This window comes from Magnetospirillum sp. WYHS-4 (genome assembly GCA_039908345.1).
Taxonomy (GTDB): domain Bacteria; phylum Pseudomonadota; class Alphaproteobacteria; order Rhodospirillales; family GLO-3; genus JAMOBD01.
The window spans coordinates 105,489-116,789 of sequence record JAMOBD010000007.1; the positions used below are offsets into that span (position 1 = coordinate 105,489).

Below are 11,301 nucleotides of genomic sequence, written 5' to 3' on the forward strand. Positions count from 1 at the left end.
CATACCATGCCGGAGAACTCTGCCCCACGCGACGCCGAGATCGACGCGGCTTTCACGGATGAAGCCCAGGTCGCGAACCAAAGCGACCTTGAGGCGCAAGGCGGGTTTCACGAGTTCTTCGAGACGTTCCGGCACGCCCCGGAGTCCCACGTCCTGATCCTGATGCTCTGGGAACTCCAGCGCATCGCGGATTCTCTTGATCGGATCAAGGACGACATGGAACCGGGACAATCCGCCTGGAGATCGCTGAAGGAGATTCTCGCCAGGGGAACCTAGCCCCATGGCTCCGACGGCACCGCCCGCCAACCTTTCCTCGGAGGAGATGGGCCGCCTCAAGAAGACGGCCACGGCGATATCCCTGGCGGTCGCGGGGGTCATGCTCGGGATGAAGGTCGGGGCATGGGCTGCCACCAGTTCGGTGAGCGTCTTGACGTCCTTGATGGATTCGGTCCTGGACAATTCCGTCGCGCTCCTGAACTTCCTGGCCGTCCGTCAGGCGGTGCGCCAAGCGGACCGCTTCCATCGATTCGGCTTCGGTAAAGTCGAGCCCTTGGCGTCTTTGGTCGAATCGGTATTCCTTGTCGGCGTCGCAATCATGATCGTCATCGAGGCGATCGACCGTTTCGGCCATCCCCATTCCATTGCCCGGGCCGAATGGGGAATCGGCGCCATGGCGGGCGTGATCGTCCTGACGGGTGGCTTGGTCCTTTATCAGCGGCACGTCGTCAGGTTGACGGGGTCGCTCATCCTGCGCGCCGACTCGGTCCATTACTCGACGGATATCCTCACGCATCTGGGAATCATCCTCTCCCTCGCCTTGTCGGGCCTTGGTGGCCTGTTATGGGTCGATGCGCTCTTCGCGCTTGGCATTGCGATTTACCTGGCCTGGAATGCCCGAAGCATCTTCATCGACGCCCTTGGCGCACTTCTCGACCGCGAACTTTGCGATGAAGAAAGGCACAAAATTCGGAACCTCGCCCTTTCCCATCCCGAAGTTCACGGCGTCCACGATCTGCGCACGCGGTCCTCGGGGGATAGGCTATTCATCCAGCTTCATGTTGAAATGGCCCCCGACCTCCCGTTGCGGGATGCCCACCGCTATGCGGAAGAAACCATAGACGTCATCCTGGCGGCCTATCCCAACGCCGAGGTCCAGGTTCACGAGGAACCCGTGGGAATGCCCCGCCATCGCTCTTGGTGCAGGCAGGCCGGACTTCCCACCCCCGAGTTCGCCGGAGAGTATGGGGGAATACCCCCGGAGCCCGGAGAGCGTCGCGAGAAGCCGTTGACCGGTTCCAAAATCCATGGCGATTTGGTAGAATGACGAATATGGCTTATGGCGCGAATGCGCCTTGAAACAAGGAGACGTTCCGATGTCGTCGACCGCGTCCATGGGAAGGGCTGCCGCGACGGCCGCACGTTCCTTTGTTTCTCTCCTCTCGGACCTCGCGGAGATTCTTTCCGGTGCCGTGCTCCTGTCCGACCTCTCCAAGAAAAAGATCGAGCCCAACGTCCTTTATTCGACGACCGAGGTCGCGAAGTTTCTCGGCACCAGCCGTATCGAGGTCATCAGGGAAATTCACGCCGGCACCCTGCACGCCAAGAAGGTGGGCGACAACTACCGCATCACGGGAAAGAGCGTCATCACCTTCGTCGCGGGGTGATCCTCGTCAAACCCTCTCAAGTTCGCCGGCGGTGGCCGATGGGGGCGTTTCATCGTCCCCCCGGGCCTCGGGCTCGGCATGGACGACCACGCGGGAAACCCCCGATATCCGCTTCCTCAAGTCATGTTCGATCTTGGCCGTGGTGTCGCGAACGGCATCCATCGGAACGTCGTTCGGGAAGGTACAGTGGACGGCGACGTAGATCCCGTCAGGGCCGCGCAGCATGGTCACCAATTGGCCCCTGCGGACCACAGCGAAAGACCCCACCACCTTCGTGACCAGGACGCGGGCCCGTTCCAACTCGTCCGCGGCGACCAACTCGCCATTCAAGACGTGGCTCCGCCGCGGATCGATATGGATGTCGATGCTGACGTTTCCGCCCAGTTCCTGAATCAAGCGATCCTCCAGGGCGGAGGCGACGTCGTGCGCCTCCCGGATGCCCAGGCGTCCATCGACCTCCAGGTCGAAGCCGATGTGACGGTGCTCGCCCACCGCATGGATGTCGATGTTATGGACACCGAGGTTGTGGTTGGCGGCGGCGATGCGAATCGTTTCCGCCACATCCTCGTTATCCAGGGTCAGGGGTTCGACGACCACCAGCGGGTCGACATCGGGAAGCTCGCTGGTGATCAGGGCATGCAGATTGTTCCGGATGTCCTGGACCCGTTCCAGGGGCAACCCGCGATTGACCTTGACCACCACCTCGACGTACACGTAGGTCCCTGCGGGACGCGCACGTACCCGCTCGATGCGGGCGACGCCGGGATAGGCGGCCACCAATTTCGCGACGTCATCGGCGACACCTTCGGGAGCCGTATCGATCAACACATCGACGGTGCGCATGGCCAGGCGGTAGCCCGCCAGGAAAACGAACCCCGCCACGCCGATGGCCGCGATGGCGTCGCCCTTCTCCCAACCGATGGCGACGAACCCGAGACCGAGCAGCACGACGGCCGAGCTCCAGACGTCGGAGGAGAAATGGAGCGCATCCGCCTCGAGGGCCTTGCTGCCCGTCTCCTTGGCGACCTTCAAGAGAGCACGCGAACGATTGACGTCGATGACGATCGAGACGACGATGACGGCCACGGCATACCATGTCGTCTTGACCTCGACGGCGTCCGTCATCAGGCGCGCGACCGCTTCCCGCAAAATCCAGGCACAGGTGAGAAACAGCAGCCCGGTTTCGATCAGGGCCGAAATGCTTTCGATCTTTCCATGCCCAAAGGGGTGTTCCTCGTCGGGAGGCTTGTCGCCGGCGCGCACCGCGAACCACGTCAGCGACGCGGCCCCGAGGTCCATGAAGGAATGCGCGGCTTCGGACAGGATGCCGAGACTTCCCGTCATCAGCCCGACGACGAGCTTCATGGCGGCCATGAAGGCGCTGGCGAACACCGAGGAAAGCGCGACGCTTTCCTTCCTGTCGCTCATGCTCTCGTCGGCCCAGACGGAATCCGCATCCGCGGACGAGGCGCCCATGTCCGTAAGGCTCGTCAAGCCCCGATAGGCGGCCATCACCCCGGTCCTGAGCACGGCCAGCGAAACCAGGATCGCGGCGACGCGGTCCGCGATCGGCCAGCCGAGAAAGGCGAGCACGATGCCCAGCAACGCCACGCTCGAAACGAACGCATCCATCTTCTCGTCCAGGGACGCCGAAGAAGGCACGGAGCAGCCGTCGTGCTGGTCCACGCATTTTTCATACCGGCGCATGAGCACGAACGTGGCGATGCCGAGGACGACTCCCAGGACCGAAAGCTCGCTCGGGACATCCAACACGCCGTCGCCGATGTCGCGCAGGCTCAGGAAGGAGACCAGGATCGCCCCCCCCGCCAAACCGGCACCGATCAAGACCGCCAGGAAATGCAGCAGCTTGGCGGTTTCAATCCGCGACTTCTTGGGAAACAGGCGGGATGCCACGTCGAGCCCCGCCCGAGAACTCCCTTTGGTCAGGAACCCGGCGGCGGCTCGCAGGCCGTAGGCACTCATCGCCGAACTGCCGGTAAGAACGCCGAACGCTCCCATGAATACAGCCGTACCCAAGCTGACCTGCAAACCAAATCCATCCGTTTCAGGACGACATTCTTCGCAAGTCTTGGCAGTAGCCATGTTATTCTCCGACATGCTCGATCGACATTTCCCCGCCTGCACGGGCCGCGCCCCGAAGAACTCGGGAAGCAAGGCACCAAGCGGCGATCCTGGAGTTCTAGCGAAAATGCCCCGCCTTGTCAGCAAAAATGGGGCGTTCTCCCGGCCCCCACGACAAAGCCATGATACTTGTTCGGGGCCGGCATCATGACATATCATCCGGCGCGCCATCCCAGGAACCAACGCGGAAAGCACCGGACCGCATGACCCTATTGAATCAAGCATTGCATATGCTGGCCTTGGGGTTCGTGGGCTTGGTGTTCCTGCCCCTGTATTTCCTTCCGGCCATCATCGCAGCCCTTGCCGGCCATCCCCAAAAAATCCAGGTCTTTGTTTTCAATCTTCTTCTAGGATGGACCGGACTGGCATGGGTCATCGCCCTGGGTTGGGTGCTGGCGGGCCCTCGGAAGCCGCGCGATACCGACCAGGGTCGGATTTCTTGATGCCCATGGAATCCGTTGTTATCATCGCCGGGCATGCCGACGGAGGCGTCGCGCCCGTTCGAACGTCCGGAAAAGGAAGGCGTCAACTTTGGTCAGGCCCTATCACGACGTAAAGAAGCATTGGCCCCTGGACATCTTCTGGAAGCGAAAGCAGAAAGCCATTCAGGAGATCGAGCAGCGGACCGGGCATCATGGCCCGCATCATGAATCGACGCCTCCCGAGAGCCTCCGCCTGATCGAGCAGATGGATCACATCCTCAAACTGCTCGAGAAGAAGGAACGGGCCCGCAAGCATATGTTCGCCAAGGTCCTGCTGGGTTGGCTGGTGGCCTACAGCCTGGTTTCGGGCGAGGTGCCCTGGTTCGTCGTCAAGGCTTGGCATTCGATCAATCACGCGGCGGCGGCGGTCGGCGCATCGCCGCCGCCCACGCCATCCCCGCCGTAGGGACGGGGGGGGTAGTCTTTCGTGGGACCAGGGGCTTAGCCCTGGGGGGGCATTGGGGAGAGGGACTGGTGACCACATACGACTTGGACCGCGTGTCCGTCCTGCTGGTCGAGGACAATCGCTTCATCCGCGGCATTCTCGAAGACATGCTGCGGCATTTCCGTTTCGGGCGGATCAGCACCTGCGCCAACGGGCAAGAGGCCATCGATTATCTCAAGACCATGCGCGCGGGAATGTCTCCCGGCTCGCCGCCGCCGCTCGACATGGTGATTTCCGACCTGGTGATGTCGCCCATCAACGGCCTGTTGCTGCTGCGCTGGTTGCGCAGCGCCAAGGAATCGCCCAATCGCTTCGTCCCCTTCATCATGCTGTCGGGGGCGGCCGACCGGGATTACGTGAATGCCTGCCGCGACCTCGGGGTTACCGAATTCCTGGGAAAGCCCTTCGCCGCGGAAGCGGTGTACAAGCGCCTTCTGGAAGTCATCGACCACCCGCGCCAATTCGTGACGACCCAGCGATATTTCGGCCCGGACCGCCGCCGCCAGGATCTTCCCCCTCCCGATGGCGAGGACCGGCGCGTGACGAGTGACGCGGACGTCACCGTCGTCTATTCGGCGGACAAGGTCGTGAAGGCGACCCGGCCGACCGAGGTCTGGTATTTCCGCCTGCCCAACCGATTGAAGGAGAAGGTCGGCGGAGGTGGGGGACGATCCAGCGCCGGGGAGCTTCCCATGGACTTGCTGGAGGAAGCCGAAAACAAGTTGGAAAGGGCCGCCCTCGACTTCACCGAATGGGCCACCAGCTACCTGGCGAAGCTTTCCGACCTCTGCACCGAGGCCCTGATGAAGCCGGGGCGCCGCGACAGCTATTTCCACGAGATCAACCTCCTGGCGCACGAATTGCGCGGCCAGGGCGGGACCTTCGGCTATCCGCTGGTCAGCATGTTCGGCAAGATGCTCTATGACGTGACCGGCGAGAACTGCCGCGAAGACGACAACGCGGTCGAGATCGTCAAGGCCCACATCGACACCATGCGCGCCGTGCTGCGCGAGAAGATCGTCGGCGACGGCGGCCAGTTGGGGCGCGAACTCCTGAAGGCCCTCAGGTTGGCGATCGACAAGTATTCCGTGGTGACGTGACCCCCTCGCGGGATCTTCAGGCGTTTTCCTCCAGGCAGGCCCGCACTTCCTTGACGAGCTTGTCCGCGGTGAAGGGCTTGAAGATATACTTGGTCACCCCCCCCGTCTTGGCATCGATGACATGGTCCAGCAGGCCGCTGGCCGTTATCATGATGAAGGGAACGCCGCGGCCCACCGCCGCCGAACGCACCTTGTTCAGAAGCTCGATGCCGGTCATTCCCGGCATGGTCAAATCGCTGATGACGAGATCGAAGGGCACGGCGGCGTTTTCGAACAGTTCCCACGCCTTGGCGCCATCCTCCGCGAACACGACATCCTGAATTCCCACGCCCTTCAGCATCATCCCGACCAAGGTCCGATGGTCGCGGTTATCTTCTACGACCATGATCCGTCTGGAACTGGATATCGCCATCGCTTGTCCCCCACTCGATGAACATTGATCGAGTCCATTGCCCGCCGACGAATGTAGCGAACCCGACACCGAAAAGCCAGTCCTGGCGTTCCTTCCCCCGGTTCAGGCGGACGGGCGATCGACCTGCGGCAAGTCGACCCAGAAGGTGCTCCCCTTCCCGACCTCGCTTTCCATGCCCAAGGTTCCGCCCATCTCCTCGACCAGACGCTTGGTGATGTACAGCCCGATGCCGATGCCCTCGATCGCGGATCTGTCGTGGGCGAGACGCGAAAAGGGCTGGAAAAGCCCGTCGCGTTGATCGGACGCAATTCCGAGCCCGGTGTCCGACACCGAAAGGCGAAACATCCCGCCCGGCCTTTCGCCACCCCGCACGACCACCATTCCCCTGGCGGGAGTATATTTGATGGCATTGCTCAGGAAATTGAACATGACTTGGCGAAAGCGGGTGGTATCGATCCTGACGCGGACACCGGGCATGCCGTCGACCCTGACGGCCACGCCGCACCGGTCCGCGATGGGCCCGACCATGGCGACCGTTTCCCCGACAAGGGACGAGGGATCGACATCCACGAGGGTGAGATCGATCTTTCCCGCCTCGATCCTGGAAAGGTCCAGCAGTTGCTCGATCAACGCCAGGAGATGCCGTCCCGCGCCGAGCACCTTGCCGACGCACTCCGCCTGCATATCCGAAAGGGCGCCGGCACCGCCCGCCTGAAGCAGGTCGGAAAAACCGATGACGGAGTGGAGCGGCGTCCGCATCTCATGGCTCATCGCGCTGAGGAATTCGGATTTGGCGCGGTTGGCCCGCTCCGCCTCCTCCTTGGCCACCGCCAACTGGTGCGTCCGCCATTCGACCATTTCCTCCAGGTGCTGGCGATGGAGGGCCAGTTCTTGTTCGTTCCGATGCAGCAAGACGATCCCCGCCAGGGCATCGGCCATCGTGTGCAGGAATACCGCTTCCGTTTCGTCGTAGTCGTGACCGTCGGCCACGTAGGTGTTCAGTACCCCGAGCACCGCCTCGCCGCTTTGAATGGGAACGCAATAATGCCCGTGGGGCGATATCCCGGGGTAGGAGATATCGTGGCGCTCATCGATCGTCGCCGCATGGACGAGCTCGCGCAGGGCGGCGGCCCGCCCGCACAGGCATCGTTCCACCGGCAGTTCCGCGCAGGACGTGCGGATTTCGTCGGAAAGTCCCTGCTGCACCGCCATGACCAGCTTCCGTCCGTCATCCGCCATCAGGAAGATGCAGCCCTTGGACATGATCTTCATGCCCTTGGCCGACAGGACCATGGAAAGGGCCTTTTCCAGGGCCGCTTCCAGCGGTATGCGTTCCAGGGCGATCCTGAGGATGCCCGCGATGATGGATTGCGCGACGACCGTCGACTTCAGAAGTTCTTCCCGCGCCGCCTGTTCGGTGATGTCGTGGACGGTGCCGATCATCCGCCGGGGTGTTCCCGTCGCGTCGCGTTCCACTCTCCCCTTCTCGCGCACGACCCGGACGGCCCCATCGGGCCGAACGATGCGGTGGTCGATATCGTAGGCATACGACGCATCCTTCAGGGCGAGATCGACCCCGGCGATGACGTGAGGCCGGTCGTCGGGGTGAACGGACCCGAGAAACACCTCGTAGGTCGGGCCGATGCTGCCGGGTTCGAGACCGAAGATCCGGTACACTTCCTCGGTCCAGGACAGCGATCCCCCGGCGATGTTCCATTCCCAACTGCCGAGATGCGCGATCCTTTGCGCCTCGAGCATGGTCTCCTGAGTCCAGTCCAGTTCCTCGATGTGGCCTCGCAGCGACGCTTCGCTGGCCCGAAAATCCGTCTCGATCCGATCGGCGAGACTTCCGAACCACCAGACCACGAAAGCGCCTCCCAGGACGAGAGCGATCAGCAGGAGGGAAAGCTGGCCCAGAAACGCGACGTAGCGCTCGGTCACGTCGTCGAGGACGGAGAGAATCCCCACCGTCCGGCCACCCGCGTCCATCAAGGGGACCCATCCCACGCCGAAACGGCGCCCTTCGACCGTCATGTTGAGGTGGCCTCGGCCGCCGCCCCCCGCCATCCGGTCCACGCGCCCCATCACTTCGGCCGGCATGGCGATTTGCCCGTCGCCGGCCTGCACGATATTCGCCAGAAGGTCCCAGTGCGAGGGACGGCCCAGCCTTTTCATACCCGCATCCCAGCCTTCGCGGGAGAGCCGGTCCTTGAAGATGAAGATCGCGACATCGTCGTCGAAGGCGGTCCGCAAGCCCTCGATCAGGCTGTCGATCTCCGTGCCCAATTCGATGAACCCGATAAGACGGTCCCCATCCCGCCACGGCGCGACGACCCGAAAGGTCAGAGTGCCCAGGGGACCGAGTTCCACGCCCGACGAAACCGCCCCGGTACGCGCGGCGTCCCTGGTCGATACCCGGTCGATGACGTCGCCATGCCAGCTTGGCTCATGAACGCGCAGGAAGCTGGTCCGGTCCGATCCGGTGAAATAGAAGTGGCTGATCCCGCTCTTCTCCTTGAGCCGCAGGAAGGCGGGAAGAGCCCTTTGGCGAAGCGCCTCGCGGTCCCCGGCAAGAAACGCCGTCCTCAGGGAGGCGTCCTGCACGAGATGGGACAACGCCTCCTCCAGGATCTGGGTCTGGCTCCGGATGCCGTAGAGAAACATGGCCTCGACGTCCTTGACGAGCGCCTCGGCCCTTCCGCGCTCCCGCTCGCCGTGGAGCCAGAAGCCGCCCGCGAGGATCCCGGCGAACACGACGATCGTGAAGCCAAGCAACGGTATCAGAATTTGCTTCCTGATCGAAACCGACATATCCGCTCCCGGGCAATCCTATCCTTATTCATTCCTTGAAAGATATTCTCCCAGAAAAGCGCCGCCAGGAAAACACTTGGTATCCGACGAAATGCCGCAATGATATGCTAATAATTCCTAGAATTATCGTTAACACATTGAAGCTGATGTGCTTTAAACTTTACCAGGGTGGACCTCGGCCTTCCCCTGGGCAGCAGCCCCACCAAGATAAATCCGGGCACTATGAAACACCGGCGACACTAAAGCGGGATATACAGTGCCTACGTTGGGCCATGAAAAAATCACGTGAATAAGATGTCCGGGCCACCTATATTTAACGGCGCATGATGTCATCGTCGGGTGGGGAACGTTTGATGCTCAGGGGGCACTTGTCGCCAAGTCGTCGGCTGTCCCCCCCCCGACAGGTGCGTCGAGCGCGGTAAGGGGTCATGAACAAGAACAAGATCGCCACCAATCATCTGCGAGCCTATGACCTGTCGCGTGTCAGGTTCTTGGTCGTGGACCCCAACCCCCATATGCGGAAGCTCTACAAGGAGATTTTCCGCGCCTGGGGGGTGGCTATCGTCGACGAGGCGGACAGCGCCGATTCCGGGCTTCCCCTGTTCCGGGAATTCCGGCACGACATCATCATCACCGAGAAGCTGATCTCGCCTACGGATGGGATTGCCCTGGTGAAGACGATACGGCGGCACGTCGACGAAGCTTGCCGCGTCGTTCCGATCATCATGGCGACAAGTTGTACCGAGGAACGCTTCGTCGTCGGGGCGCGGGACAGCGGCGTGACGGAATTCCTCGCCAAACCGATCACCGTCAAGGGGATATACGACCGTATATGCGCGATCGTCGAAGACGAACGCCCGTTCCTCGTAAGCCGGGGGTATTGCGGCCCCTGCCGTCGCCGGCACAAGAAACACGATTATGCCGGCCCCTTCCTGCGCGTGGACGACTGGCTGAAGATCTGTCGCCAAGCGGTCGACGAAGCGGGCGCCATGGCCATGGAAGCCGAAGCCATCGCCTCCGAAAATTCTTCGGCGATAATCGTGGGACACGTTAAACTGTCGACACAGGCGGCCGAACAGGCAAAGGCGGCGCTCATGGCGGCGGAGTCGTCCAAGACCGTCAAGGCGGTCAAGGTGCAAATCGAGCTTGCCGAAAAAGCCCGGCAGGACGCGGCATCGGCGCGGGACGCGGCTCTCGCCGCCCAGGCGGCGCTTGAGATCGCGGCGCCGCCGCCCCCCGCGAAGACCGAGGACGAGGCCACCGCCCTTTCGCAGGAACGTGTCGCCACGATGTTGAAAAAGCAATCGGGACGGGATGGCGGCTGAATGTCCCAGGACCGCGAGTGCTTTCCCGTCGAGCCGATGCCGAAGTCCCGCCGTCCCCGTGACGGGATTGGCTGGAACCGTGGGACGAGCGATGCCCGGTCTTGATCTTTCCTCCCTTAGGATACTGCTCGCCGTCGCCGACTTCCACGACCGCACGGCGCTCGAACGCATTCTCCGGTCGTTCGGCGCGAAGCAGATGAACGTGGTGAACAACTCGGCGAAAGCGACATCGGAAATCACGGCCGTTCCCTTCGACATGATTTTCTACGACTGGGAAATGGTCGGGATGGACGGCTTGGCGTTCACCCGGCTCATTCGTCAGGGCCGGCATTTCTCCACCCGACGCGACGCGATGATCGTCGGGCTTTCCGGCAAGCTGACCAACGACCACGTGATCGCGGCCCGCGATGTCGGGGTTGACGACCTGATCCCCAAGCCCCTGACGGCCGACATCGTGACCAAGAAAGTCACCCGGAATCTCGCGCATGCCAAGCCGTTCGTGATTTCCACCACCTATATCGGCCCGGATCGTCGCTTGGTGACCGCTCCCTTTGATGGCAGCGATCGCCGGCAAGTCGTCGCACCGACCTATCCCTGTCCCTGCGTCGTCAAATACGCAAAGGCCATGGCGAAGCGGGAAGCGTTGTCATCCAACACTCTTACCAAGCATAACGGAACCGTAGTGTCGGAGATCACCTCTCCCGACGAACTGCGCAAGCAGAACATGAATGCCCGCGAGCCCGCCTGCGAGGCGGCACCCAATGCCCTGCGGCTGGAAGACCTTGAGCGGGTGGACGTCTCGGACCCATCCACTCCTTCCGGGGAAGGCCGGGCACCGGTCCATCCGGAAACGCCGCCCGCCGCTCCCGACCCGGCGCCCGCCGCGCCGCCCCCCCGGCCCCAGACGGCCGAAACGCCCG

11 protein-coding genes are annotated in these 11,301 nt (G+C 62.5%); 8 read left to right on the forward strand and 3 right to left on the reverse strand.

All coding sequences use genetic code 11. From position 1 onward, the window contains the following. Positions 1–6: 6 nt before the first annotated feature. From H7841_04220 to H7841_04230, 3 genes are all read left to right on the forward strand, one after another. Positions 7–276: a hypothetical protein gene (locus H7841_04220; GenBank protein ID MEO5336090.1), complete on the forward strand. Its 270-nt coding sequence runs from the start codon at positions 7–9 to the stop codon at positions 274–276. A 109-nt stretch (positions 277–385) separates the two neighbouring features. Then, the gene (locus H7841_04225) at positions 386–1,324 is read left to right on the forward strand and encodes a cation diffusion facilitator family transporter (protein ID MEO5336091.1); all 939 of its coding nucleotides are present in this window, start codon (positions 386–388) and stop codon (positions 1,322–1,324) included. A 49-nt stretch (positions 1,325–1,373) separates the two neighbouring features. After that, a complete protein-coding gene (locus tag H7841_04230; GenBank protein ID MEO5336092.1) occupies positions 1,374–1,664 on the forward strand; it encodes a helix-turn-helix domain-containing protein in 291 nt (96 codons plus the stop codon). Between the two features lie 6 nt (positions 1,665–1,670). Here the strand turns inward: H7841_04230 and H7841_04235 are convergent, their stop codons facing one another. Further along, on the reverse strand, positions 1,671–3,683 hold the full coding sequence (locus tag H7841_04235) for a cation diffusion facilitator family transporter (GenBank protein ID MEO5336093.1): 2,013 nt from the start codon (positions 3,681–3,683) through the stop codon (positions 1,671–1,673). Between the two features lie 380 nt (positions 3,684–4,063). On the opposite strand from H7841_04235, the gene H7841_04240 reads away from it, so the two are divergent. The 3 genes from H7841_04240 to H7841_04250 all read left to right on the forward strand — a co-directional run bounded on the left by H7841_04240 (position 4,064) and on the right by H7841_04250 (position 5,833). Next, entirely contained in the window at positions 4,064–4,249 is a 186-nt protein-coding gene (locus H7841_04240; GenBank protein MEO5336094.1) for a superinfection immunity protein, read from the forward strand. Between the two features lie 88 nt (positions 4,250–4,337). Continuing rightward, the gene (locus tag H7841_04245; GenBank protein ID MEO5336095.1) at positions 4,338–4,694 is read left to right on the forward strand and encodes a hypothetical protein; all 357 of its coding nucleotides are present in this window, start codon (positions 4,338–4,340) and stop codon (positions 4,692–4,694) included. 68 nt (positions 4,695–4,762) lie between these two features. Next, positions 4,763–5,833, forward strand: coding sequence for a response regulator (locus H7841_04250; protein ID MEO5336096.1), 1,071 nt, complete (start codon positions 4,763–4,765; stop codon positions 5,831–5,833). A gap of 16 nt (positions 5,834–5,849) precedes the next feature. Here the strand turns inward: H7841_04250 and H7841_04255 are convergent, their stop codons facing one another. Together H7841_04255 and H7841_04260 are read right to left on the reverse strand one after the other, a co-directional pair. Continuing rightward, positions 5,850–6,218, reverse strand: a complete 369-nt coding sequence (locus H7841_04255) for a response regulator (protein MEO5336097.1) — start codon at positions 6,216–6,218, stop codon at positions 5,850–5,852. 129 nt (positions 6,219–6,347) lie between these two features. Beyond that, positions 6,348–9,056 carry an ATP-binding protein gene (locus tag H7841_04260; protein MEO5336098.1) on the reverse strand — a complete coding sequence of 903 codons (2,709 nt, stop codon included), beginning with the start codon at positions 9,054–9,056 and terminating at the stop codon, positions 6,348–6,350. A gap of 428 nt (positions 9,057–9,484) precedes the next feature. On the opposite strand from H7841_04260, the gene H7841_04265 reads away from it, so the two are divergent. Both H7841_04265 and H7841_04270 read left to right on the forward strand, forming a co-directional pair. Beyond that, positions 9,485–10,381 carry a response regulator gene (locus H7841_04265; GenBank protein ID MEO5336099.1) on the forward strand — a complete coding sequence of 299 codons (897 nt, stop codon included), beginning with the start codon at positions 9,485–9,487 and terminating at the stop codon, positions 10,379–10,381. 91 nt (positions 10,382–10,472) lie between these two features. After that, the coding region (locus H7841_04270; GenBank protein MEO5336100.1) for a response regulator at positions 10,473–11,301 on the forward strand (829 nt) is incomplete at its 3' end.